This is a genomic window from Leifsonia sp. Root112D2, from assembly GCF_001424905.1.
Classification (GTDB): domain Bacteria; phylum Actinomycetota; class Actinomycetes; order Actinomycetales; family Microbacteriaceae; genus Root112D2.
This window is the reverse complement of sequence record NZ_LMCU01000001.1, coordinates 1,671,044-1,696,426: the sequence shown is the minus strand read 5'-3', so window position 1 is coordinate 1,696,426 and position 25,383 is coordinate 1,671,044. Positions and strand designations below refer to the sequence as shown.

General features: G+C 66.5%; 28 protein-coding genes. 3 read left to right on the top strand and 25 right to left on the bottom strand.

Features of this window, described 5'->3' with window-relative positions; genetic code table 11:
- Window positions 1–62 precede the first annotated feature (62 nt).
- From ASC63_RS07860 to glmS, 9 genes are all read right to left on the bottom strand, one after another.
- Window positions 63–542, bottom strand: coding sequence for a hypothetical protein (locus tag ASC63_RS07860; protein WP_055811620.1), 480 nt, complete (start codon window positions 540–542; stop codon window positions 63–65).
- A gap of 108 nt (window positions 543–650) precedes the next feature.
- Complete coding sequence (locus ASC63_RS07855; protein ID WP_157487627.1) at window positions 651–1,142, bottom strand: DUF4190 domain-containing protein; 492 nt, start codon at window positions 1,140–1,142, stop codon at window positions 651–653.
- Window positions 1,143–1,169: 27 nt separating this feature from the next.
- Window positions 1,170–2,237: a tRNA (adenosine(37)-N6)-threonylcarbamoyltransferase complex transferase subunit TsaD gene (gene tsaD / locus ASC63_RS07850; protein WP_055811614.1), complete on the bottom strand. Its 1,068-nt coding sequence runs from the start codon at window positions 2,235–2,237 to the stop codon at window positions 1,170–1,172.
- On the bottom strand, window positions 2,234–2,746 hold the full coding sequence (gene rimI / locus ASC63_RS07845) for a ribosomal protein S18-alanine N-acetyltransferase (protein WP_055811610.1): 513 nt from the start codon (window positions 2,744–2,746) through the stop codon (window positions 2,234–2,236). The genes tsaD and rimI overlap by 4 nt, the downstream gene beginning before the upstream one ends.
- Window positions 2,743–3,363, bottom strand: a complete 621-nt coding sequence (gene tsaB, locus ASC63_RS07840) for a tRNA (adenosine(37)-N6)-threonylcarbamoyltransferase complex dimerization subunit type 1 TsaB (RefSeq protein WP_055811607.1) — start codon at window positions 3,361–3,363, stop codon at window positions 2,743–2,745. The genes rimI and tsaB overlap by 4 nt, the downstream gene beginning before the upstream one ends.
- Before the next feature lie 200 nt (window positions 3,364–3,563).
- Window positions 3,564–4,073: a tRNA (adenosine(37)-N6)-threonylcarbamoyltransferase complex ATPase subunit type 1 TsaE gene (tsaE, locus tag ASC63_RS07835; RefSeq protein WP_055811603.1), complete on the bottom strand. Its 510-nt coding sequence runs from the start codon at window positions 4,071–4,073 to the stop codon at window positions 3,564–3,566.
- Between the two features lie 44 nt (window positions 4,074–4,117).
- Window positions 4,118–5,230 (bottom strand): alanine racemase, encoded by a 1,113-nt coding sequence (gene alr / locus ASC63_RS07830; protein ID WP_055815156.1) that lies wholly within the window; start codon window positions 5,228–5,230, stop codon window positions 4,118–4,120.
- Between the two features lie 86 nt (window positions 5,231–5,316).
- Window positions 5,317–5,676, bottom strand: a complete 360-nt coding sequence (locus ASC63_RS07825; RefSeq protein ID WP_055811600.1) for a holo-ACP synthase — start codon at window positions 5,674–5,676, stop codon at window positions 5,317–5,319.
- Window positions 5,677–5,743: 67 nt separating this feature from the next.
- The gene (gene glmS, locus ASC63_RS07820; protein ID WP_055815153.1) at window positions 5,744–7,594 is read right to left on the bottom strand and encodes a glutamine--fructose-6-phosphate transaminase (isomerizing); all 1,851 of its coding nucleotides are present in this window, start codon (window positions 7,592–7,594) and stop codon (window positions 5,744–5,746) included.
- 82 nt (window positions 7,595–7,676) lie between these two features.
- Here glmS and coaA point away from each other — a divergent pair, with 82 nt between their 5' ends.
- Window positions 7,677–8,645, top strand: a complete 969-nt coding sequence (gene coaA, locus ASC63_RS07815) for a type I pantothenate kinase (protein ID WP_055811598.1) — start codon at window positions 7,677–7,679, stop codon at window positions 8,643–8,645.
- A 12-nt stretch (window positions 8,646–8,657) separates the two neighbouring features.
- Here the strand turns inward: coaA and glmM are convergent, their stop codons facing one another.
- From glmM to truA, 4 genes are all read right to left on the bottom strand, one after another.
- Entirely contained in the window at window positions 8,658–10,019 is a 1,362-nt protein-coding gene (gene glmM, locus ASC63_RS07810) for a phosphoglucosamine mutase (RefSeq protein ID WP_055811594.1), read from the bottom strand.
- A 25-nt stretch (window positions 10,020–10,044) separates the two neighbouring features.
- The gene (gene rpsI / locus ASC63_RS07805) at window positions 10,045–10,545 is read right to left on the bottom strand and encodes a 30S ribosomal protein S9 (RefSeq protein WP_055811592.1); all 501 of its coding nucleotides are present in this window, start codon (window positions 10,543–10,545) and stop codon (window positions 10,045–10,047) included.
- 49 nt (window positions 10,546–10,594) lie between these two features.
- Window positions 10,595–11,041, bottom strand: a complete 447-nt coding sequence (rplM, locus tag ASC63_RS07800; RefSeq protein ID WP_055811589.1) for a 50S ribosomal protein L13 — start codon at window positions 11,039–11,041, stop codon at window positions 10,595–10,597.
- Between the two features lie 167 nt (window positions 11,042–11,208).
- A complete protein-coding gene (truA, locus tag ASC63_RS07795) occupies window positions 11,209–12,135 on the bottom strand; it encodes a tRNA pseudouridine(38-40) synthase TruA (RefSeq protein WP_055815150.1) in 927 nt (308 codons plus the stop codon).
- Window positions 12,136–12,236: 101 nt separating this feature from the next.
- Here truA and ASC63_RS07790 point away from each other — a divergent pair, with 101 nt between their 5' ends.
- A complete protein-coding gene (locus tag ASC63_RS07790) occupies window positions 12,237–14,249 on the top strand; it encodes an acyltransferase family protein (RefSeq protein WP_055811586.1) in 2,013 nt (670 codons plus the stop codon).
- A gap of 117 nt (window positions 14,250–14,366) precedes the next feature.
- On the opposite strand, the gene rplQ is transcribed toward ASC63_RS07790, so the two are convergent.
- The 12 genes from rplQ to ASC63_RS07730 all read right to left on the bottom strand — a co-directional run bounded on the left by rplQ (window position 14,367) and on the right by ASC63_RS07730 (window position 23,315).
- The gene (gene rplQ / locus ASC63_RS07785) at window positions 14,367–14,930 is read right to left on the bottom strand and encodes a 50S ribosomal protein L17 (protein ID WP_055811582.1); all 564 of its coding nucleotides are present in this window, start codon (window positions 14,928–14,930) and stop codon (window positions 14,367–14,369) included.
- Window positions 14,931–14,977: 47 nt separating this feature from the next.
- On the bottom strand, window positions 14,978–15,973 hold the full coding sequence (locus ASC63_RS07780; RefSeq protein WP_055811579.1) for a DNA-directed RNA polymerase subunit alpha: 996 nt from the start codon (window positions 15,971–15,973) through the stop codon (window positions 14,978–14,980).
- A 222-nt stretch (window positions 15,974–16,195) separates the two neighbouring features.
- A complete protein-coding gene (rpsK, locus tag ASC63_RS07775; protein WP_055811576.1) occupies window positions 16,196–16,594 on the bottom strand; it encodes a 30S ribosomal protein S11 in 399 nt (132 codons plus the stop codon).
- A 44-nt stretch (window positions 16,595–16,638) separates the two neighbouring features.
- Window positions 16,639–17,013 (bottom strand): 30S ribosomal protein S13, encoded by a 375-nt coding sequence (gene rpsM / locus ASC63_RS07770; protein WP_055811573.1) that lies wholly within the window; start codon window positions 17,011–17,013, stop codon window positions 16,639–16,641.
- A 164-nt stretch (window positions 17,014–17,177) separates the two neighbouring features.
- Complete coding sequence (gene rpmJ / locus ASC63_RS07765; protein ID WP_018191946.1) at window positions 17,178–17,291, bottom strand: 50S ribosomal protein L36; 114 nt, start codon at window positions 17,289–17,291, stop codon at window positions 17,178–17,180.
- A gap of 112 nt (window positions 17,292–17,403) precedes the next feature.
- The gene (gene infA, locus ASC63_RS07760; protein ID WP_055811571.1) at window positions 17,404–17,625 is read right to left on the bottom strand and encodes a translation initiation factor IF-1; all 222 of its coding nucleotides are present in this window, start codon (window positions 17,623–17,625) and stop codon (window positions 17,404–17,406) included.
- Between the two features lie 205 nt (window positions 17,626–17,830).
- Window positions 17,831–18,979 (bottom strand): mannitol-1-phosphate 5-dehydrogenase, encoded by a 1,149-nt coding sequence (locus ASC63_RS07755; RefSeq protein WP_055811568.1) that lies wholly within the window; start codon window positions 18,977–18,979, stop codon window positions 17,831–17,833.
- Window positions 18,976–19,416, bottom strand: a complete 441-nt coding sequence (locus tag ASC63_RS07750; protein WP_055811565.1) for a PTS sugar transporter subunit IIA — start codon at window positions 19,414–19,416, stop codon at window positions 18,976–18,978. Before ASC63_RS07750 ends, ASC63_RS07755 begins: the two co-directional genes overlap by 4 nt.
- A 43-nt stretch (window positions 19,417–19,459) precedes the next feature.
- Complete coding sequence (locus ASC63_RS07745; RefSeq protein WP_055811563.1) at window positions 19,460–20,977, bottom strand: PTS mannitol transporter subunit IICB; 1,518 nt, start codon at window positions 20,975–20,977, stop codon at window positions 19,460–19,462.
- 33 nt (window positions 20,978–21,010) lie between these two features.
- Window positions 21,011–22,663 carry a phosphoenolpyruvate--protein phosphotransferase gene (gene ptsP, locus ASC63_RS07740; RefSeq protein ID WP_055811561.1) on the bottom strand — a complete coding sequence of 551 codons (1,653 nt, stop codon included), beginning with the start codon at window positions 22,661–22,663 and terminating at the stop codon, window positions 21,011–21,013.
- Between the two features lie 21 nt (window positions 22,664–22,684).
- The gene (locus ASC63_RS07735) at window positions 22,685–22,948 is read right to left on the bottom strand and encodes an HPr family phosphocarrier protein (RefSeq protein WP_055811558.1); all 264 of its coding nucleotides are present in this window, start codon (window positions 22,946–22,948) and stop codon (window positions 22,685–22,687) included.
- A 40-nt stretch (window positions 22,949–22,988) separates the two neighbouring features.
- Window positions 22,989–23,315, bottom strand: a complete 327-nt coding sequence (locus tag ASC63_RS07730) for a PTS sugar transporter subunit IIB (protein ID WP_055811555.1) — start codon at window positions 23,313–23,315, stop codon at window positions 22,989–22,991.
- Window positions 23,316–23,459: 144 nt separating this feature from the next.
- Here ASC63_RS07730 and ASC63_RS07725 point away from each other — a divergent pair, with 144 nt between their 5' ends.
- A complete protein-coding gene (locus ASC63_RS07725; protein WP_200936815.1) occupies window positions 23,460–25,382 on the top strand; it encodes a BglG family transcription antiterminator in 1,923 nt (640 codons plus the stop codon).
- The last annotated feature ends 1 nt before the right edge of the window (window position 25,383 follow it).

The window sequence follows — 25,383 nt, the reverse complement described above, 5'->3', positions numbered from 1 at the left end:
GAAGCCGAGACGAGAAAGGCCGGGCGACACACGCGTCGCCCGGCCTCGTCCCGAAGAAATCCTTAGTAGCCGCTGGTGCTGCACGCTCCACCGCTGCAGAGCGAGGCGAGTGCCACGATCCACAGGATGAGCGAGATGATCGCGATGGCCAGGCCGACGAAGCCCAGAACGATACCGGTGAGCCAGAGGCCCTTGGAGGCCGGCTCCTTCTTCTTACCGAGAAAGCCGAGAACGACGGCGGCGGCCGGAATGAAGAGCTCCAGGATCGAGCCGATGATCGGGATGAACACGACGAAGAATCCGACGACACCCACGATTCCCGCGATGAGCGAGATGATGCTGAGGATCGGCGACTTCTTCACGGGGCCACCGGTCGCGTACGGAGCACCCTGAGGAGCCGCAGGCGGTGCGCCATACGGGGTTCCCGCTGCGGGTGCGGCGGGTGCCGCGGGCGGTGCCGGGGGAACCGGGGCACCGGGCGCCTGGCCACCCACGGGCTGCTCGGGGTTAGCCGGCTCGTTGGGAATATTCGGATCGGTCATGGGGACCAATCTCCTCTCGATGTTTGAAGTGCTTACGCGCAGACCATAGTGTCAGCCCTGAACAAGGGGTGTCAATGGAGAGAACTCCCCATGGCTGAAGGCATCGCCCTAGGTTCCGCTGTAGTCGAGGCTCCCCATCGTGGTGGCCATGGTTGCCGCGAAGATGAGCGGGGCAACGATCAGGAACACCCAGAAAAGCACCCATCCGGCGCTGCCGATGTAGCCGATGATCAGGCCGGCGAGGGCGAGCCCGCGACCCTGCTCGCCCGTCTTCTTGATCTGCGAAAGCGCGATGTGCCCCGTGATGACTCCCCCGATGCTCACGCTGATGAGTGAGAGCACGAGGGCGATGATGGCGAGTACATTGGTGCGCGGCGCTGCCGCAGCGTAGCCATACTGTGGCGGGTATGCCTGTGGGTACTGCGCCGCGGGCTGGGAGTATCCGACGGGCGCAGGGGCCTGGGCGGCATACTGCGGCTGTGTTTCGACGTACTGGGGCGCGCTATACTGCGGCTGGGGCGGGTCCTGCGGCTGCGGCGGCTCGGGCGGCTGCGGCGGTTGCTGTGGCTCGGTCGGCTGGTCGGGGGGCACGCTCGTCATGCCCATGACACTAGCGGATGCTTGGCGCTACGGCACCTGAATCTCGGTGACGGGCAGCGTCGAATCCGCCCCGAAATCGAGCGAGGACGGCTCGTGGCCTGCCATGATCAGCTGCGCGGCGAGGGCCGCGATCATGGCCCCGTTGTCGGTGCAAAGCGACAGGGCGGGAATGCGCAGGGCGATGCCGGCGGCCTGCGCGCGTTCGGCCGCAAGCTCGCGGATGCGTGCGTTGGCCACCACGCCGCCACCGAGCAGCAGCCGCGGAACCTCTCGCTCGGTGCAGGCGGCGATGGCCTTGGTGAGCAGCACGTCGGCGACGGCCTCGCGAAAGCTCGCCGCGACGTCTTCGACGGGCACGGCCTCGCCGGCATCCTGTCGCTGCTCCACCCAGCGCGCCACCGAGGTCTTCAGCCCCGAGAAGGAGAAGTCGTAGCGGTGCTTCGCCATGTCCTTGGGCAGGCTGAGCCCGCGCGGAAAACGAATCGCCTTCGGGTCTCCGGATGCCGCGAGCGCGTCGATCTGCGGACCTCCCGGATACGGCAGCCCGAGTACTCGGGCCACCTTGTCGAAGGCCTCCCCGGCGGCGTCGTCGATGGTCTCGCCGAGCAGATCAACGTCGCCGACAAGATCGCGCACGTGCAGCAGCGAGGTGTGCCCGCCCGAGACAAGCAGCGCGATGGTGGGCAGATCGACCGCGCGGCCGGGCCCTCCGTCGGCGTCGAGCAGGTCGGCACCGACGTGACCGACCAGATGGTTGACGGCGTAGATGGGCTTGCCGAGGGCGAGGGCGAGGGCCTTGGCGGCACCGACGCCCACCATGAGCGCGCCCGCGAGACCGGGTCCGCTCGTCACGGCTATCGCGTCAAGGTCGGCGAGTTCGATGCCCGCGTCGGCGACGGCGGCCCGCAACGCGGGCACCATCTCCTCGAGGTGGGCGCGGGCCGCCACCTCGGGCACGACACCGCCGTAGCGGGCGTGCTGCTCCATGGACGAGGAGATCGTGTTGGAGAGCAGTCGGGTGCCGCGCACGACGCCGATGCCGGTCTCGTCGCAGGAGGTCTCGATGCCGAGAACGAGAGGGTTGTCGCGGTTCATGGGCTGACCTCGCTCCCGACGGCGAGCGCAGTGGCAGGATCTGTGACGAGCAGGCGCATCACAATCGCATCCACATTGTCGGGCTGGTAATAGCCACGGCGCACACCCAGCTCCTCGAATCCGAACTCCGCATACAGCCGCTGCGCACCGGGATTGTCGGCACGCACCTCCAGGAAGATCTCCTTCGCCCCGCGCCTGCGGGCTTCCCCCACAAGGCTGCCGATGAGCGCACGCCCGAGACCGTGGCGCCGGGCGTTCTCGTCGACGGCGATCGTCTGGATGTCGCTCTCGGGGGCGCCCCGGGGCGCGAGCAGTCCCGCGTAGCCGGCGATGGCATCCGGGTTCTCGGGCTCAAACGCGACCAGGTAGTACGCGTGCGGGTTCCCCAGCTCGCCGCGCATCGTCTCGCTCGACCAGGCGTCGCTCGCGAAGATCGAGGATTCGAGCAGCATGATCGCCTCGAGATCGGCCTCGGTCGCCCGGCGCATCTGCCAGCTGTGGCCGCTCATCGGCTGACCCGCTTGCGGCCTGCGGAGAGCGTCACATCCGGGGAGCGCAGATAGAGCGGCTCGTCGCCGGCGAAGGCGCGCTTGTGCAGGAACAGGAATTCAGCGAGCATGCCCAGCGCGCCGGCGGAGACGACGGCGGCATCCACGCGGTTCAACTGCGGATGCGGCACCGCGTCGGGCTTGCACAGCCCGGGCCCGTCCTCCCGCAGCGGCAGTCCGAACTCGTCGACGCCCACATAGGCCGACCAGTACAGCTCGCGGCGGCGCGCGTCGGTGACCACGAGCATCCCTCCACTCGCGCCGGCGCGGTAGCGCTCGAAGGCAATCGCGTCGTGGCTGACCACCGGCACCACGGGCTTTGCCGCGCCGAACGCGAAGGTGCGGGCCGCCGCGATGCCGACCCGCAGTCCGGTGAACGGGCCCGGCCCCATGCCGACGGCCACACCGGAGAGCTCGCGGACGGCCACACCGGATTCCTCCAGGCACTCGTGAATCAAGCGCCCGACGACCTCGGCGTGGCGCATCGTGTCTTCAACCGAGCGCTCAGCCAGTACGCCCCCGTCCCGATCGACGACGGCGACGCTCGATCCGGCGGAGGTATCGATGGCGAGCAGCACCCCTCCAGCCTAAGCGCCGCGCGGCGTCACGGCTGCGGCCAGTCTCAAGGGGGCGGCCGACTCCCGGCGCCCACCTGCGCATAACTCATGCAGAACGCCGGATGCGCGCGGTCCACTCCCGGAATCACGCGGAAGCGCTGGCAGGCTGCGGCAAACTGCATGAGTTATGCGCAGAGCGCTCAGAGCTCGACGCTCGACGCTCAGGCGCGCCAGCGCCCTCCGTGGCCCGTGATGGTGACGGTGCGTGGCTCGGGGGCGTCGAGGGCGAGCACGGCATCGGCATCGGCATCGGCATCGGCATCCGTCGTGCTGCCAGTCGCGCCGCTGCCGCGTGTGAGGCCGCCCGCGCCACCGGATGCGCCCGTCGGCCTCTCGATCACGACCTCCAGCCAGGATTCGGCGACGCCGTCGAGCATGCCCGCACCCCATTCGACCACCGTGATCGAGCGGGCGAAGTCGATGTCGAGATCGTCGAGTTCCATGGCACTGCCGAGCCGGTAGGCATCGACATGCACGAGCGGTGCGCCGCCCGTGAGACTCGGATGCGTGCGCGCCAGCACGAAGGTCGGGCTCGTCACCGGCCCCCGCACGCCCAGCCCGTCGCCGAGTCCGCGCGTCAGCGTGGTCTTTCCCGCGCCGAGCGCGCCGGTGAGCACGACGAGGTCACCGGGGCATAGCCTCGCGGCCAACTCGTGGCCGAACTGCTCCATCTGCTCCGGGGTGTCGATGCGCCGTACCTCGGCTGGCTGCGCACTCACGGCTGCAGAAAGGTGCGCCGCACGCGGGAACCGATGCGCGTCACTATCTCGTAGTTGATGGAGCCGACCTCGCGTGCCCAGTCGTCGGCGCTCGGCACGCCGGTCTCGGGGTCGCCGAAGAGCACCACCTCGTCGCCCACGGCGACCGGCAGATCGCCCACGTCGACGACGAACTGGTCCATCGCGACCCGGCCGCAGATGGCGAAACGGCGCCCGCCGATCGACACGGCGGCGCCGTTCGAGGCCGCGCGCGGCACCCCCTCGGCGTAACCGAGCGGCACGAGCACGAGCGTCGTTGCGCGCGTGGTGCGGTATGTGTAGTCGTAGGAGACCCCCGCCCCGGCTGCGGCGCGGCGTACCGCGGCGACCCGCCCACGCAGCGTCATCACGGGCGTGAGCCCGAGTTCGGCCGAAGACTGGTCGCCGAAGGGCGAGAGGCCGTAGATCGTGATGCCGAGACGCACCAGGTTGTATCGCGCCCGCGGAATGCGCAGTGCCGCCGCCGATGCCGCGATGTGCAGCAGTTCAGGTGCGAGGCCTGCTGCACGGGCCGCCTCGACGCCGCCGTCGAACAACTCGATCGCCTGCGCGTCGTCATCGGGCGAGGCGTTGGAGAGGTGGCTGAAGAGGCCGCGCACCGCAATCGTGCCCGCCTGCTCCAACTCGCGTGCCCGGGCGAAGACTGCCGGCCACTCGGGCTGCGACAAGCCATTGCGACTCAGCCCCGTCTCGAGCTTGAGCTGCACGGATGCCGGCCCACCGGCATCCGGAGTCGCCTCGCTCACGCGCACCACGGCATCCGCCACCGCGTCGAGTTGTTCGACGGAAGAGATGCCGATGTCGATGCCGGCCGCGACGGCCGGCGCGAAGTCGGTCTCGGGCTCGTGCAGCCAGGCAAGCACGGGAGCGCGAATGCCTGCATCACGCAACGCGAGCCCCTCAGCAACGTCGGCCACCCCGAGCCAGTCCGCGCCGCCGGCAAGCGCCGCTCGGGCGCTCTCAACGGCACCGTGACCGTATCCGTTCGCCTTGACCACGGCCATCACATGGGGTGTTCCGACGGTCGCGCGCAGCCGTGCGACGTTGCGGGCGAGCGCCCCGAGGTCGATGACGGCCTCGCGGAACCCGACGGCGGGCCGCTGCGGCGCCCCGTCAGCGCGCGCTTCGCCTGCGCGCGCCCCGTTCGCCTGCTCGCTCACGACGCGCCGCCCTCGGCCACCACGAAGGCGCAGGCCACACCGGCGTCGTGGGTCATCGAGAGGTGCAGCGAGGCGATGCCGCGCGCGGCAACGCTCTCGGCGAGCACCCCGTGCAGGGCGAAGCCCGGGTCGCCGGCGGCGGATGCGACGACCTCGACGTTCTGCCAGCTGACGCCATCTGAGCCACCGAGCGCTTTGATGAAGGCCTCTTTGGCCGCGAATCGCGCCGCCAGCGAGTGCATTGGCAGACCGCGTTCGCTCTCAGTGAACAGGCGAGCCAGTAGGGCCGGAGTGCGGGTGATGGCGCGGTTGAAGCGTGCCAGATCGACGATGTCGACGCCGATGCCCTTGATCACGTCATTCCCCGCCTACTCGACTGTGCTTACTCAAGCGTGCCTACTCGACCGCGCCTATTCGACCTGCCTATTCGACCGTGACCGACTTGGCAAGGTTGCGCGGCTGGTCGACGTCGAGGCCCTTGGCCGCGGCCAGCTCCATGGCGAAGATCTGCAGCGGGATCACGCCGAGCAGCGGCTCGAACAACGGCCCGGCCAGCGGAATCGGAACGACCTCGTCGGCAAAAGGCAGCACTGCGGCGTCACCCTGCTCGGCGATGGCTATCACCCGGGCACCGCGCGCACGGATCTCCTGAATGTTGGAGACGACCTTCTTGTGCAGTTCGGGCGATCCGATCGGGCTCGGCACCACCACGAAGACCGGCTGACCGGCCTCGATCAGTGCGATCGGCCCGTGCTTGAGCTCACCGGCGGCGAAGCCCTCCGCGTGGATGTATGCGAGCTCCTTGAGCTTGAGCGCGCCCTCGAGCGCTATGGGGTAGCCCACATGGCGGCCGAGGAACAGCACGGCACGGGTGTCAGACATCCACCGGGCCAACTGAGCGATGCTCTCCGACGACTCCAGCACGCGCGCGAGCTTCTCGGGAATCGCCGTGAGCTCGGCCACGTTCGCCGCAAGCTGCGCCTCGTCGAGTGCACCGCGCACACGGGCCAGGTGCAGGCCGAACAGGTAGAGCGCGGTGATCTGCGCCACGAACGCCTTCGTGGAGGCGACGGCGACCTCGGGGCCGGCGTGTGTGTAGACGGCGGCATCCGATTCGCGCGGAATCGTCGCGCCCTGGGTGTTGCACACGGAGATCGCGCGGGCGCCGGCCTCGCGCGCATATTTGACGGCCATGAGCGTGTCCATGGTCTCGCCCGACTGGCTGATCGAGATCACGAGCGTCTGCGGCGTGAGCACCGGGTCGCGGTAACGGAACTCGTGGCTCAGCTCCACCTGCACGGGCACGCGCGCCCACTGCTCTATCGCGTAGCTGCCCACCATGCCGGCGTACGCGGCGGTGCCACAGGCGATGATGACGATGCGGTTGATGTCGGTGAGTACCTCGTCGCCGAGCTCGTCGAGCTCGGGAATGACCACCTTGCCGTCGACGACGCGGCCGAGAATGGTGTTGGCCACGGCATCCGGCTCTTCGCTGATCTCCTTGGCCATGAAGCTGGACCAGCCGCCCTTTTCCGAAGCGGATGCGTCCCACGCGATCTCGAATTCGTCCACCTCGACGACGTTGCCGTCGAAATCGGTGACGGTGACGGCATCCGGCGTGATGGTCACGATCTGGTCCTGGCCGATGGCCACGGCGCGCTTGGTGTACTCGACGAACGCCGCGACATCCGAGCCGAGGAAGTTCTCGCCGTCACCGAGGCCGATGACGAGCGGCGAGTTGCGTCGGGCGCCGACCACGACATCCGGCTGGTCCTGGTGCAGGGCGAGCAGCGTGAACGCGCCCTCGAGACGCGTGACCACCCGGCGGAACGCCTCGACGAGGTCACCCGTTGCCGCATACTCCCGGCCGAGCAGAACGGCCGCGGCCTCGGAGTCGGTCTCGCTCGTGAAGGTGTAACCCTCGGCGAGCAGTTCCTCTTTGAGAGCGGAGAAGTTCTCGATGATGCCGTTGTGAATCAGGGCAAGCTTGCCGTCATCGCCCAGGTGCGGGTGCGCGTTGTGGTCGGTGGGCCCACCGTGGGTGGCCCAGCGGGTGTGCCCGATGCCGGTGCGTCCGTTGCTGATCGGGTGCCGCTGCAGTTCGTCGGTGAGCACCGACAGCCTTCCGGCGCGCTTGGCCGTGTGCAGCTGCCCGTCGTCGGCGATGATGGCGACGCCCGCGGAGTCATAGCCCCGGTACTCGAGCCGCTTCAACCCCCCGAGCAGAACTTCGAGACTGCGCTCACGACCGACGTATCCCACGATTCCACACATGGACTTGATTTTAGACGGCATGGAGCCGTACCGACGACCGCAGGCGTCTCGCACGCGTCGACTCCCATAGAATAAGCAGCCTATGGCTGACACGGGCGCGGGCGGCGGCAACGGCAATGGATCGGGCCAGACGTCTCCTTTTGTGGAGATCGACCGTGCCGAGTGGTCGGAACTGGCTCAGAATGCCAGCCTGCCGCTGACGGAGACCGAGCTCGTTCAGTTGCGCGGGCTCGGCGATCCGCTGGAGATGTCCGAGGTTGCCGAGGTCTATCTGCCGTTGAGCCGTTTGCTCAACCTGCACGTGAGTGGAACCAAGGCCCTGCACCGGGTGACGAGCGACTTTCTCGGCGAGAGGGCGAAGGGCACGCCGTTCGTCATCGGCGTCGCCGGATCGGTCGCGGTCGGCAAGTCGACTATCGCGCGTCTGCTGCGCGAACTGCTCTCACGGTGGGAGAACACTCCCCGCGTCGAGCTCGTGACGACCGACGGATTCCTGCTGCCGAATGCCGAGCTCACCCGCCGCGGCCTCATGGAACGCAAGGGCTTTCCCGAGTCATACGATCGCCGGGCACTACTGCGCTTCGTCACCGCCATCAAATCCGGGGTTCCCGAGGTGCGCGCGCCGTTCTACTCGCACCTGAGCTACGACATCGTCGACGGCGCCCAGGTGGTGGTGCGGCAACCGGATGTGCTCATCGTCGAGGGCCTCAACGTGCTGCAGCCGGCCGGCGGGGGCGGTAACCGCCTGGCGGTGAGTGATCTCTTCGACTTCAGCATCTACGTGGATGCCCGCACCCGCGACATCGCGCGCTGGTACGAGGAGCGCTTCCTCAAGCTGCAGCGCGGCGCCTTCGCCAACCCGAAGTCATACTTTCACCGCTACGCGAGCCTCACCGAAGAAGAGGCCCGCGCGCGGGCGAGCGAGATCTGGTCGAGCATCAACGAGCCGAACCTGCTGCAGAACATCCGCCCTACACGCTCCCGCGCCAAGCTCGTGCTGCGCAAAGGCGCCGAGCACACGGTGAGCTCGGTGCTCCTCCGCAAGCTCTGAGGGCAGCAGCCGCTAGAGGCTGAGGCGGTCGCGCACGACGTCGGCGAGGGCGTGCGCGATGCGATCGCACGCGAGCTGATCGGCCGCCTCCACCATCACGCGCACCATCGGCTCCGTGCCAGAGGGGCGCAGCAGAACGCGACCGGATGCGCCGAGCTCACGCTCGGCATCCGCCACGGCCGACGCCACCACGGCGTCGTCGTGCAGAGCGTGGTGGTCGACCCCGCGCACGTTCACGAGCGTCTGCGGGAAGACCGTCATGACCGACGCGAGTTCCGCCAGGGTCTTGCCGGTGCGGGCCATCTCGCTGACGAGGTGAATACCGGTGAGTATGCCGTCGCCCGTGGTCGCGAAGTCGCGCATGATGACGTGACCGCTCTGCTCACCACCGAGGGAAAACTCGTGCTCGTTCATCTCCTCGAGCACGTAACGGTCGCCGACCTTGGTCTGCACCGTTCGGATGCCGTGGGCCTCCATGGCGATGCTCAGCCCGAGATTGCTCATCACCGTGGTGACGAGGGTGTTGTCTTTCAGCACGCCGCGCTCGGCCATGCCGATGGCGATGATCGCCATGATCTGGTCGCCGTCGACGATGTTGCCGTCCCGGTCGACAGCGAGGCACCGGTCGGCGTCGCCGTCGTGCGCGATGCCGACATCGGCCCCCGCTTCAACGACGGCGGCGGCCAGCTTGTCGAGATGCGTCGAGCCGACCCCGTCGTTGATGTTGAGGCCGTCGGGGTCGTTGCCGATCACCGTGAGCTTCGCGCCGGCAAGTCTGAACACCTCGGGCGAGACGCCGGCGGCCGCGCCGTTGGCACAATCGAGCACGACGTGCAGGCCGTCGAGTCGATGCGGCAGGCTTGCTATCAGGTGCACGGCGTAGCGGTCTTCGGCATCGGCGAAACGGCGGATGCGCCCCACGCCGGCTCCCGTGGGGGCCAGCTTCTCGCGCTGCAGATGTTCCTCGATACGGTCCTCGACGACATCCGGCAGCTTGGTGCCACCGCGCGCGAAAATCTTGATGCCGTTGTCGGGTGCCGGGTTGTGCGAGGCCGACACCATGACACCGAAGTCGGCGTCGATGTCCGCGATCAGGTACGCAGCGGCCGGGGTGGGGATGACACCGGCGTCGAGCACGTCAATGCCCGAGCTGGCCAGCCCCGCTGCCACCGCGGCAGCGATGAACTCACCGGAGATGCGCGGATCGCGTGCGAGTACCGCGACGGGGCGACGTCCTGCGGCACGGCGCGCCTCGGCACTGCGACCCTGCGTCAAAACCGTTGCGGCGGCTTGCGCAAGGCCGAGTGCGAGGTCGGCCGTCAACTCGGCATTCGCGAGTCCGCGAACACCATCCGTACCAAAAAGACGAGGCATAGAGGCGAAACCCCGGGATGCCGAATTAGCGCTTCGAGAACTGAGGAGCCTTGCGGGCCTTCTTGAGACCGGCCTTCTTGCGCTCCTTGACGCGAGCGTCACGGCTCAGGAAGCCGTTCTTCTTGAGCGTCGCGCGGTTGTTCTCTTCGTCGATCTCGTTGAGCGCACGGGCGATGCCGAGACGCAGCGCGCCGGCCTGGCCCGAGGGGCCACCGCCGGTGATGCGGGCGATCACATCGTAGCTGCCGAGAAGCTCGAGAACCTTGAACGGGTCGTTGATCAGCTGCTGGTGCAGCTTATTCGGAAAGTAGTCCGCGAACTCGCGGCCGTTCACCTTGATGGTGCCTGCACCGGGAACCAGGCGCACGCGGGCAATAGCCTGCTTGCGACGGCCCACGGCTGCACCGGGAACGTTGAGAACGGCACGGGGAGCCTTGACGGCGGGCTCGGCCGGCGTCTCGGTCGTGAAGTTCTCGGGGGTTTCGGCCGACACGGCCGCGTCAATGCTGTCTGCGATCTTCGCCACGATGGTGAATCCTTTTCTTAGAGTCTCTAGGGTTTCGAAGCGCCGACGCTTACTGCGCGACCTGGTCGAAGGCGAACGGCTTCGGCTGCTGCGCCGAGTGGGGGTGCTCGGGGCCGGCGTAGACCTTGAGCTTGGTGAGCTGAGCGCGACCGATCGAGTTCTTCGGCAGCATGCCGCGCACGGCCTTCTCGACGGCGCGAACCGGGTTCTTGGCGAGAAGCTCGCTGTAGGTCATGGAGCTGAGGCCGCCCGGGTAACCGGAGTGGCGGTACGCCTTCTTCTGCTCGGCCTTTGAGCCGGTCAGAGCGACCTTGTCGGCGTTCACGATGATGACGAAGTCACCCGTGTCGATGTGGTTGGCGAACGTGGCCTTGTGCTTTCCGCGAAGCAGAATGGCGGTCTGGCTGGCCAGGCGGCCGAGCACGACGTCTGCCGCGTCGATGATGATCCAGTCGCGCTGGATCTCGTTGGCCTTCGGGGTGTATGTGCGCGTCACAGTAGTGGCTGCTTTCTCGTATCGGAGTTGGAGGTTCGTGAATCCCACTCCGTTGGGAGTTCCATGTCTGTCGAAAAACACCGGAACGCCGCAGGTGGAGGGCTCAACTTCGTAGTGTCGCGCCGCAAAAGCGCAGGCACCAAGGGTCTATGTTACGTGACGCGGTGCTACGGCGTCAAACGCAGGGCAGGCTCCGCATCCGCCGATCGCCGCGCCCGCGTCTGCTGCGCCCGCACCGCGAGTTCGGCGGCATCCGGATACCCGACCTCCATGAGGGTGAGCCCGCGCGCCTGCATGACCTTGAACGCATCTGCCGTCTTGTCGCCGAGATCACGCAACAGCACGACGTCGCCGACGGCCAGTTTGCCCTCGCCGACGGCCACACAGGCGCCGACAAGCGCGCGCACCATGCTGTGACAGAAGGCATCCGCCTGCAGTCGTGCGATGAGCACGCCGTGCTCGTCGCGACTCCAGCGGAACTCCTGCAGAGTGCGAATAGTGGTGGCGCCCTCGCGCGGCTTGCAGTACGACGCGAAGTCGTGCAGACCCACGAGGCTTACTGCTGCGGCATCCATCGCGTCAACATCGAGGTGAGCCGGATGCCACGTGGTGCGGTGCCGCTGCAGTGGATCCCTGCGCGAGACGGAGTCGGCGACCCGGTACTGATAGCGACGCCAGAGGGCGGAGAACCGCGCGTCGAAGCCTGCAGGCGCGAGCGCGGCCTTCGTGACAACAAGGTCGGGGTGGGCGCCCTGGATGCCGTTGATGCGCCGCGCGAGCATCGCACCGTCCTCCCGCTCCTCGGCCGGCACCGAGCGTCGACGGCGCAGCGTCTTCAGCTGGGCGGGTGTCAGGTCCAGGTGCGCCACCTGTCCCGCCGCGTGCACGCCAGCATCGGTGCGACCGGCCACGACGAGCCGCGGCGTCGGTGGGTCGCGACGAAAGACCATGCCGAGGGCGTTCTCGATCTCCCCCTGCACCGTGCGCTGCTGCGGTTGAACGGCCCAGCCGTTGAAGCCGCCGCCGTCGTAGGCGATGTCGAGGCGAAAACGCGTGAGAGTGTCGGTGCTCGAGGACTCCGTCACGGCATCCATCGCTTCGCCGTTCGAGCGGGCCTCTCGTTCGTTCACGACAGCCATTCTAAGAGTCAGCTTCGGTTGTTATCGTTAAGGCCCCGCCTGCCTCCTGCCTCCCTATGACCACGCCCTCACGCCTCCGCCCCGACAGCACAGCCCTCCCTGAATCCGCGCCGCACACGGGTGCCCGCTTCGCCGGGCTCGACGGCCTGCGTGCACTCGCGGTCATCGCGGTCATCGTCTATCACTGCTTTCCCGGCCTGCTGCCCGGGGGATTCATCGGGGTCGACGTCTTCTTCGTTATCAGTGGTTTTCTCATCACGCGCCTGCTCGTGGCCGAACACGAGCGCCACGGTCGCATCGACCTCGGTCGGTTCTGGCAGCGTCGCGCACGACGGCTGCTGCCCGCCCTGATCACCGTGGTTGTGGTGTGTTGCACCACGGCGTGGCTCATCGGGGGCGATGTGCTGGTGAGCATCGGTCGCCAGGTTCTGGGGGCGGCCACGTTCAGCAGCAACTGGCTGGATATCGCCGCGGGAGGCAGCTACTTCGCCCGCGACACCCCCGAGCTCTTCCGTAATCTCTGGTCGCTCGCGGTCGAGGAACAGTTCTATCTGCTCTGGCCGGTTCTGGTCATCGCCCTGCTTTTCACTCGCAGGCGCTGGTTGCAGATTCTGCTCGTGAGCGCGCTCGCGCTGACCTCCGCCACGGCGATGGCCGCACTCTTCCGCCCGGGTTCGGATGCCACGCGCGTCTACTTCGGTTCGGATACGCACAGCTTCGGGCTCGCCGTCGGTGCCGCGCTCGCGTTCATGGTCGCAGGGCTGCACCCCGTCGATCTGAACGTCGGCGAGAAGCGCACGCAGCGCTTCATCCGCCAGCGTTTCATCAACGCGTGGCTGCCGACCGTCGGCGTGCTCAGCCTGATCGGCGTCTGTACCGCCGCCTGGTGGCTGCATGACGATGCGGATGCCACGTACCGCGGCGGGCTGCTGCTCACCAGCCTGCTCACCGCGCTCGTGATCTGGGCCGCCGTGACGCCCCGTTCCCGGCTCGGCCGCGCCCTCGATGTCACCCCACTGCGCGTGATCGGCGAGCGGTCGTACGGTCTCTACCTTTGGCACTGGCCGGTGCTGCTGCTGGTGACGGCATCGCTGCCCTCGACGGCCGGGTCGCCGGGATCGTCTGCAGTGCCCGGCCCGACGGGGTGGGTGGCGGGCGGGGTCACCGTGCTGGTGACCGTCGCGGCAGCATCCGTCTCGTATCGATTCATCGAACAGCCGATTCGGCGCCACGGTGTGCGTGGTGCGGCACGACTGCTCGCCCGTACGCTGCGGGGCCCGCATCCGCGCCGGCCCGTCTGGCTCGCCGCGGGACTCGGTGTGGTGCTGTGCTTCGGTGGCACGGTCGCCGCCGTGGCATCCGCTCCTCATGCCACAACGGCCGAGCAACTTGTCGAGCGCGGGCAGCAGGCGATAGCCGACCCTCAGACGCACGCGACGTCGACACCAGCACCGGTGCCGACCACTCCGGGTGAGCGGCCTGCCCCGCCGCGCGGAGGGGCCGAAACCGACCCGTCTTCGGCGCACTCGCCTCTGCCGACAGGCGACCAGATCACCGCCATCGGGGACTCCGTCATGCTCGCGTCGGCGCCCGAGTTGCAGAGTGCATTCCCCGGCATCGCCATCGATGCCGTCGTCTCACGGCAGATGCACGCCGCGCCCGCGATCGTGCGGGCCCAGGCGAGGGCGCACACGCTGCGCCCCGTCGTGTTGATAGGCCTCGGCACCAACGGATACATCTCCCCCGACACACTGAGCGAGTTGCAGACGATCGCGGGGCCGTCCAGGCGGCTCGTCTTCCTCACGGTGCAGGCGCCGCGCGACTGGACTCCGGAGGTGAACTCGACGCTCACCGACTACGCCTCCACCCACCGGCGTCACGTTGCTCTCGCCGACTGGCAGAACGTGATTGCCCCACATCTCAATCTGCTCGCCGACGACCAGATTCACCCCGGATCGGCGGGAGGCCGCGTCTACGCAGCCGTGGTGCGCGACGCCCTGCAGCGCCTCGTGGACGTTCCCCCGCCGCACCGCTACGACGACAGCCGCGCCCTCCCCCGCCCCCGCTAGGCCTGCATGCGCAATGCGATCGATCGCTACTGCGATACGCCCCGCCCGGCCTGGCCCGGCAACGACGAAGCCCCGGACATCCATTCGGATGCCCGGGGCTTCGTGTAACGAGTGAAACTACTTCGCGTCGTCCTCGGGAGCCTCGCCAGCGTCGGTCGATTCCGGAGCGTCGGTCGGCTCCGTAGCGTCAGCAGCAGCATCCGCTTCAGGAGCGTCGGCAGCAGCCTCAGCCTCGACGACCTCGTCGGCCTCCGGCTCCTCGGCGGCCGGGGCGGGCTTGGCCGCCTTCTGGCTCGTCTTGGCCGGCTTGGACTTCGGAGCAACGGGCTCGAGAACGAGCTCGATCTGCACCATGGATGCGTTGTCGCCCTTGCGGAATCCGAGCTTGGTGATGCGGGTGTACCCGCCCTCACGCTCGGCAACGAGCGGCGCGATCTGCGTGAACAGTTCGTGCACGACGCTCTTGTCGCCAATGGTGGCCAGCACGCGACGGCGCGCGTGCAGGTCGCCCCGCTTGGCGAAGGTGATCAGTCGCTCGGCGACGGGGCGCAGGCGCTTGGCCTTCGTCTCGGTCGTCTTGATCGACTTGTGGGTGAACAGGGCGGCGGCCAGGTTGGCGAGCATCAGGCGCTCGTGCGCCGGCCCGCCTCCGAGGCGAGGGCCCTTGGTTGGCGTAGGCATTGGTTTTCTCCAGTACTAAATGATCAGGCAGGTGGGGGAACCAGCGCCTAGTTGGTCGTCTCTTCTTCTTCGTAGCCGCTGTAGAAGTGCGCTCCGTCGAAGCCGGGCACCGAATCCTTCAGCGACAGGCCCATCTCAACGAGCTTGTCCTTGACCTCATCCACCGACTTCTGACCGAAGTTGCGGATGTTCATGAGCTGGGTCTCCGACAGCGACACCAGTTCGCTGACGTTGTTGATCCCCTCGCGCTTGAGGCAGTTGTACGAACGAACCGACAGGTCCAGATCCTCGATCGGCATCGACAGCTCTGAGCTGAGAACGGCGTCGACCGGCGCCGGGCCGATCTCGATGCCCTCAGCCTGGTTGTTGAGCTCGCGGGCCAGACCGAACAGTTCGGTCAGCGTGCGACCCGCGGATGCGATGGCGTCACGCGGGCTGATCGCGGGCTTGGTTTCGACATCCACCACGAGGCGGTCGAAGTCGGTGCGCTCACCGGCACGAGTTGCCTCGACACGGTAGGTGACCTTGAGAACGGGCGAGTAGATGGAGTCGATCGGAATCTGACCGGCTTCGCTGTACTCGTTGCGGTTCTGCGTGGCGGAGACGTAGCCGCGGCCACGCTCGATCGTGAGCTCCACCTCGAACTTCGCCTTCTCGTTGAGCGTCGCGATGACCAGCTCGGGGTTGTGGATCTCGACACCGGCCGGAGCGGAAATGTCGGCGGCCGTGACCTGACCGGCACCCGTCTTGCGCAGGTAAGCGGTGATCGGTTCATCGTGCTCGCTCGAGACGACGAGTCCCTTGATATTCAGGATGATCTCGGTGACATCTTCCTTGACACCGGGAACGGTGCTGAACTCGTGCAAAACACCGTCGATGCGGATGCTGGTGACAGCAGCGCCCGGAATCGAGGAGAGCAGGGTGCGGCGCAGGGAGTTTCCGAGGGTGTACCCGAAACCGGGTTCGAGCGGCTCGATGACGAACCGCGAGCGGAACTCCGAGATGTTCTCTTCGGCGAGCGTTGGACGCTGTGCAATAAGCACTATTGATTCCTTTCGGCCAAGTGTCCGCTATATGACACTTGCGTTAGCGAGGTATTGAGTTATTAAGAAGTGATGCTGGTTGAGGAGCGAGGTACGAGCGTCTCGAAACCTGCGGCTCGCGTCGAGATCGTCATCCAACGTCTCGCGGAGGTACAGAGGGGTTTCGAAACGCTCGCTGGCGCTCACTCCTCAACCCGCAGAAGCGTCGAGCGCCTGCGGCGACTAGACCCTTCTGCGCTTCGGCGGGCGGCAGCCGTTGTGCGCCTGCGGGGTGACGTCGTTGATCGAACCCACCTCGAGGCCGGCGGCCTGCAGCGAGCGGATCGCCGTCTCGCGGCCGGAACCCGGCCCCTTGACGAAGACGTCAACCTTCTTCATGCCGTGCTCCTGCGCCTGGCGCGCTGCCGACTCGGCTGCGAGCTGAGCGGCGAACGGGGTCGACTTGCGCGAACCCTTGAAGCCAACAGCACCAGATGACGCCCAGCTGATAACCGCGCCCGAAGGGTCGGTGATCGAGACGATGGTGTTGTTGAACGTGCTCTTGATGTGGGCCTGGCCCAGAGCGATGTTCTTCTTTTCCTTCTTGCGCGGCTTCCGTACGGCCGACTTGGGTGCTGCCATGATTTCTCCTGAATCCTAAAGGCGCGTGACTCGCTGGCCGGGGCCTAGCGAGCCTTCTTCTTGCCGGCGACGGTGCGCTTCGGGCCCTTGCGGGTGCGAGCGTTGGTCTTGGTGCGCTGACCGCGAACCGGAAGGCCCTTGCGGTGGCGAATACCCTCGTAGCTGCCGATCTCGACCTTGCGGCGGATGTCGGCGGCAACCTCACGACGAAGGTCACCTTCTACCTTGAAGTTGCCTTCGATGTGATCGCGAAGGGCGATGAGCTGCTCGTCGGTCAGATCCTTGACGCGGATGTTTCCGTCGATTGCGGTGTCGGCGAGGGTCTTGAGTGCCCTCGTGCGGCCAACACCGTAGATGTACGTCAGTGCAACTTCCACGCGCTTGTCGCGCGGGATGTCAACGCCGGCTAGACGTGCCATTGTGGCTTCTCCTGTGAGTGAGTGGAGGTCTGTAGCGGCTCCTGTGCATCGGCCTCCAACCGATGGTGTCACCCGTCACGGGTTCCCGGAATCGCTATTTCGATATTGAGTTGTAGATACCGGCGGTCGAGTAGCGCGAAGCGCGTATCGAGACCGGAGGCTGCCTAACCCTGACGCTGCTTGTGACGCGGGTTCTCGCAGATGACCATGACGCGCCCGTTGCGACGAATGACCTTGCACTTGTCGCAGATGCGCTTGACCGAGGGGTTGACCTTCATTTTTTTACCTTTGTTCGCTGTCTTCGTACCTGTTCCAATTCCGGTGGTCGAATAGGTCGCTTTGCGACCGTATCGAGACCCGAGAAAAACAGGCCGTTACTTACAGCAGTCCTTACTTGTAGCGGTAGACGATGCGACCACGGGTCAGGTCGTAGGGGCTCAGCTCCACGATCACGCGGTCCTCAGGGAGGATGCGGATGTAGTGCTGGCGCATCTTGCCCGAAATATGGGCAAGAACCCGGTGGCCATTGGTCAGCTCAACGCGAAACATCGCGTTGGGCAGAGCCTCGACTACCGCGCCCTCGATCTCGATGACACCGTCTTTTTTGGCCATAGCCTCTTCGTCGCTCGTCTGTGTTGTTACACATGTATGGAATGCTGGTCGTGCGGTTGGATTGTGGCACAGCAGGCACGCAAAAAACGTGCGCAAAGCACCAAGGGTCTATCTTATGCCCATCGGGCGCCGCCCGCAAACCGTCACGCTGGTTGAGGAGCCGTCGAGGAACGAGCCGGCGTCTCGAAATCAGCGACCCTGCCTTCTAATCCGCCTGCGCTTCGGCCACCACTGCGACGAGGGGCGAGTACAGCGGATGCTCCGGCTCCAGTCCCGTCACCTGCGCCGTGAACGCATCCGGGCTCGCGCTCGCCAGCAAGGCCTTGAGCTCGACGCTCTCGGAATCCTCGGGTACATCGAAGCGCAGCGCGGCGCCGATCGCGCGCAGCAACGCCTCTGGAACCGTCCCCGCTTCGGCAAGCGCCGCAGCCGGCCCGATGAATCGCTCGGTGCGGGAGAGCTTGCGCAGGGGCTGCCGCCCCACGCGCGCGGGAGTGTCGGGCAGATACGGGTTGGCAAAGCGCCGTAGGTTCTTCTGTACGTACTCCTCCTGCGTCTCGGCGGAGAAATCGTGCCGCGCAACCAGCAGTGCCTTCGTCTCTGCCAGTACGGCGCTCACCTCGGCGGCGACCGCGGGGATCGCCATGGCCTCGGAGAGGGACTGCGCCCCCGCCGCGAAGCCGTGATAGGCGAGTGAGGCGTGACCGGTGTTGACGGTGAAGAGCTTGCGCTCAATGAACGGTGCGAGATCGTCCACGAAGTGGGCATCTGCAATTCTCGGAACCGCGTCACCGAACGGGCCGGCCTCCACCGCCCACTCGAAGAAGTCCTCGACCGTGACATCGAGGCCTGCGCCCGGCTCCTGGTTAGGCACGATGCGGTCGACGGCGGTGTTCGCGAACACGGCCGCGCGCTCGAGCCGGCCGCCGACATCCGCCGGAAGGTTTGTGAGCACGTGCGACTTGAGCACATCCGTGGCGTTGATCGCGTTCTCGCAGGCCATCACCTGCAACGGTGCGAGTTGCGGCGAGCGCGCCGCGATTCCTGCGGCGATCACGGGGGCAATGAACTTCAGGATGTTCGGCCCCACCGCCGTCGTGACGACATCGGCCGTGGCCACCTCAGCGAGGACATCCGGCTCATGCGTCGAACTGTTGAGTGCGCGAAAATTGTCGACCGTCCAGTCCCTGGCCGACTCCCCTACCTCGTGCACGCGGTAACTCGGAGCCGCCGCCAGCTGGTCGATGAGCTCAGCGTTCACATCGGCGAAGACCACCTCATAGCCGGCGTTGTGCAGGATGAGCCCGACGAAACCCCGGCCGATGTTGCCTGCCCCGAAGTGAACGGCCTTCATGATTCGTTGACATCGCCGAGCAGCGCGAAGACGGCCTCAGCCGAGTCGGCGTCGAGCAGTTTCTGCACCTCGTCGTCATCGCTGAAGATGATCGCGATCTTCGACAGGATCTCCAGGTGCCCGTTGTCTTTGCCCGCGATGCCGACAACGAAGCGCACCTCGTTGCCATCCCAGTCGATGGGGGTGTCGTAGCGCACGAACGAGAGCGCGGAGTCGAGAATCGTGTCCTTGCCCTCGTTCGTGCCATGTGGAATCGCCAGATAGTTGCCCATGTAGGTGGAAACGGAGGTCTCACGCTCGAGCATGTAGTCGATGTACTCGGCGGTCACGGCGCCGGCGGCGACCAGCGCGCGCCCTGCCTCCCTGATCGCGTCGTCACGTGTCGTCGCCGACCCGGTGACGCTGATGCGATCGAGTGTCAATACGTTCTCGCTCATGAGACCCCTCCTGTTTCCTCTCAACCTATCCCTGCCACAGTGCTTACTGCCCGTGCTGCCCCTTGACCAGCTCCACGATCTCGTCGTACTTCGGCGAGTTCATGAAGTTGTCCACGGATACGTGTTGGGCGCTGGGAGTGTACGGCTGCGCTCGGGCCGTCAGATCCTTGTGAGTGACCACGAGGTCGTACTCATCGGTGAGGTTGGCGATCGACTTGTTGACCACCGTCACGTCGTCGACCCCCGCCTTCTTGATCTTGTTGCGCAGCACGGATGCGCCCATCGCGCTCGAGCCCATACCCGCGTCGCAGGCGAACACGATGCTCTTCACCAACTGCGCCGTCGTCGTGGCGCTACCGGCGGCCCCATGTACTTCGGCGGCACCGACCGCGGTCTCCCGGTCTTCCTCGCGAAGATTGCCGAGAACCGAGCTCTTCTTGCCCTTGTTCGCCTCGGTCTGCGCGACGGCGGCACCGAATGAGCTAGCCTCGCCAGCGGCCTCGGCCGCCAGATCCTTCTTCCGGCTGGCCCGCAAAATGACCGCGGCGATGATGAACGACACGGCTGCAGCGCCGATCACCGACAGGATCACGCCGACGTAGCTGTCCGAGGCGGTGTTGATGAGAACGGCGATGATGCTTCCCGGGGAAGCCGGAGCTCGCAGGCCCGATCCGAACGCGACGTTGATCGCCACACCTGTCATGCCACCGAAGATCACCGACAGCACCAGGATCGGCTTCATGAGAACGTACGGGAAGTAGATCTCGTGAATGCCGCCGAAGAACTGGATGATGATCGCACCGGGTGCGCTCGCCTTGGAGAGGCCGACGCCGAAGAACGCGAACGCAAGCAGGAGACCGACGCCTGGTCCGGGGTTGGCCTCGAGCAGGAAGGCGATGGACTTGCCCGTCTTCGCAACGTCCTGGATACCGATGGCGTCGAGTACCCCGTGGTTGATGGCGTTGTTGAGGAACAGTACCTTGCCGGGCTCGATGAAGATGCTCACCAGGGGGAGCAGGCCGATGTTGATCAGCCAGTGCACCGCTTCCGAGAGGATGTTGCTCAGCCAGGTGACGGCCGGCGAGATGCCGAGCCACGCGAGGATCGCGAGGATCATACCGAGGATGCCTGCCGAAAAGTTGTCGACGAGCATCTCGAATCCGGGCTTGATCTTGCCGTCCCAGATCGAGTCGACCTTCTTCATGAGCCAGGCTGCGATGGGCCCCACGATCATGGCGCCGATGAACATCGGGATCGTCGCGCCGACGATCACGCCCATCGTCGCGATGGCGGCGACGACGCCACCACGCGTGCCATAGATCATGCGCCCTGCCGTGTTGGCGATGAGCAGCGGAAGCAGATAGGTGATCATCGGGTTGACCAGCCCGCCAAGCGCCTCGTTCGGTGTCCATCCGGTGGGGATGAAGAAGGCCGTGATGAGGCCCCACGCGATGAAAGCAGCGATGTTCGGCATGATCATGCCACTCAGGAACGCGCCGAAACGCTGAATCCCCACCCTGGCTCCACCGCCCGCATTCGGGGTTGGTGACGTCGTTGTCATGGTGTGTGCTCCGATTTCTCTTGTGTGTATGTGCTACCGGGATGCCGCTGCCGAAACAGCGGCCTGAGCCTCGGATGCGCCACTGGCACCGAGGGCGATCTGGGAAAATTCCGTGGCCTGCTCGAGCGTGAACCGCGCGAGTTCGGCCCGTACGTCGGCGAGCGCCGCCGGCGACATGGACAGGCTGGTGGCGCCGAGCCCTACCAGCACGACGGCGAGCAGCGGGTCGGCCGCGGCCTCGCCGCAGATGCCTACCGGCTTACCCAGCGCGGCTCCTGCCCTGCCGACTTCGGCTACCAGGCGCAGCACAGCCGGATGCCACGGGCTCTGATACGAGGCCACCGAGCCGAGCATGCGGTCGGCCGCCATCGTGTACTGGGTGAGGTCGTTCGTGCCGATACTGGCAAAGTCAGCCACTGCAAGAACCTGATCCGCCAGAAGTGCCGCGGAGGGGATCTCCACCATCACCCCGGCGGTCTTCAGCCCGAGTTCGTGCGCGAGATCGGTGAAGTACCGAGTCTCTTCAACGGTGGCGACCATGGGAGCCATGATCCAGACATCCGCCTCGGTGACGGCCGCCGCATTCGCAAGAGCCGTGAGCTGATCGCGCAGAATCTGTTCGCTGGCCCGCAGCGAGCGCAGGCCGCGCAAGCCGAGCGCGGGGTTCTCCTCTTCGGCGTCATTGAGGAAGGCGAGCGGCTTGTCCGCGCCCGCATCGAGCGCGCGCACGACTACCTTGCGCCCCGGGAATGCGGCGAGCAGGCTCGTGTACTGTTCCTGCTGCGCCTGCACGCTGGGCGCCTCGGTCGAGTCGAGAAAGAGGAACTCGGTGCGGAAGAGCCCGACACCCTCTGCACCCCTGGCCACGGCCTCGGCCGCTCCGGCCGTCGATCCGAGGTTGGCGAGCAACGGGATGGCTGTGCCGTCGGCCAGCGCGCCCGGGGTCAGCGGAGCATCCGTTCGTGCCTTGCGCTCGGCGATGGCGGCCTCGGCGCCCGCCCGCTCCTCGGCACTCGGCGCCACCGAGATCAAGCCAGCGGCGGCATTCACTATGACGGTGTCGCCCTCGGAGATGTCGAGCACACCGGCCGCGCCGACGACGGCGACGATGGATTTCTCCCGGGCCAGGATCGCCGTGTGCGAGGTGGGGCCGCCGTCGCTGGTGACCAGCGCCAACACCTTGTCGAGATCGAGCAGGGCGGTGTCGGCCGGGGCCAGATCGCGCGCGACGAGAATGAACGGCGTGGCCGAATCCGGAACGCCCGGCGCGGCAACGCCCCGCAGATGGGCGATGACCCGCTGGGAGACGTCATCGAGGTCGGTGGCCCGCTCTGCCATGTATCCGCCCAGCTCGAGAAGCATGTCTCGAAAAGCGGCGAAGGCTTCAAAAACGGCCCGCTCTGCCGTCTTGCCCGCGTCGATGCGCGCGTTGACATCGTCGCTCAGCGTCGGGTCTGCCGCCATCATCGACTGCGCCTCGAGCACCTCTTTGGCCGATCCGCCGGCGCGCTCGCCGCGAGCGCTGATGTCATGCGAGGCCGCCGCGAGCGAGGTTGCCGCGCGCGTCTTCTCCGTCTCGACCGCCGCCGTGGCGGGCACGTCGGCCGGCTCGGGCAGGGGGTCGGGCATGCGCAGAACCGTGCCGAGGGCTATCCCGCCACCGATTCCTGATCCGTGAAATTCCATGTCTGTGCCTCCCACGGTCCGTTACGCGTCGTGGTCCGTGACGAGAAGCTCGACGAGCGCGTCGAGCACGGTCTCGGCGTTGTCACCGTCTGCCGCGAGGGTGACCTCGTCGCCATGGTCGATGCCCAGCGAGATCACACCGAGAATGCTGGCGGCGTTCACGGTCTTCTCGCCCTTGGTCAGCTGCACGGCAAGACCGGACTTGGCGGCCGCCTGGGTGAACAGCGAGGCGGGGCGCGCGTGCAAGCCGTGAGCGGATGCGATCTGTACGGTTCGTTCAGCCATGATTTTCTCCCTGAGTGTGAGGTGCACGGTGGTGCACCCCCTACTCTCCCCCGTTCGTGTCGTTTGCGGCCAGTTCTTCAACCATGCGCAGCGCCTCCTCGGCACCGCCCGGACCAAAGATGGTCTCGGGAAGCAACGCGACATGAGCCTCGAGCTGCTCCGCGCGCATCCGGATCTCCTCGAACGCGGCACCGAGCTGCGGGCCGACCAGCAGCACGTCACCGGGGCGCAGCCGAAGCTGGTAGTCCTGGTGCGTAGCCGCCTGCGTCGTGATGGCCAGGCTGCGTACCTTCGCGCTGCGATTCATCTTGTGCGCGAGAAAGGTGCTGGACGCGCCGGCACCGCACACAATCACAACGGATGTCATCGGCGCCTCCTCGCGTTCGTCCTGCCACTCATGATGGCCGAGACCCGCATGCGGCGGCCAACAGGAAACCTTCCGCACCGGGCGGAAACGAGCTGGGGGCGCACAGAGCGCCCGGAAGGTGGTTGACTCTCCCCAGGGATATCGATGAGTGACAGACATGAACGCCTGCTCGAGTTCCTCTCGCAGGCAGACGGTTGGGTGACGGCCGCCGAGCTGGCGGACCGCCTGGGCGTCACGACACGCAGCGTGCGCAGCTACGTCACGGCGGTGAAGGCGATGTCCGCGCCGCTCGAACTGATCGAGTCTTCGACGGAGGGCTACCGGCTCGACCGCGAGCGGTACACCGGCTTTCTGGCGTCGTCGCGCACCGGCGATGACTCGCCGACGACGCCGCAGGATCGCATGTACCATCTCGTGCGCCGGCTGGCCGATTCCCCGGATGGGCTCGACGTACACGCGCTTGCCGACAACCTGTTCGTCAGCGAATCCACCATCGAGACCGATCTGCGCAAGATCAAGGCGCTGGCCGAGCGGGCCGGTCTCCGTCTCGTGCGCCAGTCAAGCACCGTGCGCCTGGTGGGCAGCGAATACGACCTGCGCCGACTTCTGAGCCGCATTTTCCGCGACGAGAGCGCGGGGCGCTTTCTGCGGCTGGGCGGCATCCAGAGCGAGTTCTACACCGACAGCCTGCGAGCATTCAAGACCGACCTCATCGCCATGCTCGACGCCAACGGGTACTTCGTCAATGAATACGGCGTCGACAATGTGCTGCTGCACGTGGCCATCGCCGTCGACCGTGTCGACATGGATGCGTCCACTCCGGTGCGCGCATCGACACCGGTCTCCGACCGCGTGGCCGAGATCTCCACCGAACTCGACACCCTCATTCGCCGACACTTCGAGGTACAGCTGCGGCGCACCGACCTCGACTACCTGGCCATGCTGCTGACAACCCGGGTGGTGACCCCCGGGCACGGCCAGCCCACCGAGGCTGTCGTAGACAGCTACGTGCAGAGCGACCATCTGGCGGCCGTGCGTCGCATCGTCGCACAGGTGAACACCGAGTACCTTGTCGATCTCGACGACGAGGAGTTCATGGTGCGGCTCTCGCTGCACGTCGCCAACCTGGTGGCGCGCGCCCAGGACAAGAGCTACTCGCGCAACCCGATGACCCGCTCGATCAAGACCGCGTATCCCCTGATCTACGAGCTCGCGGTGTTCATCGCCAGCGAGCTGCAGCGCTACGCCTCCATCGACATCAACGACGACGAGATCGCCTACATCGCGCTGCACGTCGGCTCCTACCTCGAACGGCAGGCGCGGCGCGAGCAGCGAGTCACGTGCGCGATTGTGTGCCCGAATTACTACGACATTCACCTGGAGTTGCGCCGCCGCATCGAGGAGAAACTCGGAGACGAGCTGCAGGTCGAGATCGTGATCACGAGAACGGATGTCGAGTGGACGGGCCTCTCGGCCGATCTCATCGTCACAACGCTGCCGACCGCCGTGCCCGGCGACAACGTCGTGGTCATTCAGCCCTTCCTGACCGAGTCGGATGTCGAGAAGCTGCGGGCCGCTGCCGGTCGCGTGCGTCGCATCCGGCATCGGGCGCGCATCAAGGACCAGTTGCTGCACTATTTCGACGAGTCACTTTTTCTGCGCGATTTTCCGGCCGAGAACGACGCGGCGATGATCCGTGCCCTCGGCGAACGGATGCGTGCACAGGGCATCATCGACGAGGCGTACATCGAGGAGGCCATCGCCCGGGAGGCGCTCTCCTCAACCGCATTCACCGATGATCTGGCCGTGCCGCACTCGATGACCATGACCGCCTCCCGCACAGCCATCGCCATCGTCGTGAACGAGAGCGCCGTGCCCTGGGGAGACAGCCGCGTGCACGTGATAGCGCTGATCGCGTTCAGCGCGAGCGGGCGCGAGGCGTTTCAGGCCGTGTTCGATCAGTTCGTTGAGGTCTTCTCCGACCGCGATGTCGTGCGTGGACTGATCAAGCGCGCGGTGGACTTTCCCTCGTTCATCGAGGAGCTTGTGCACGTCATGGACAGCTGAG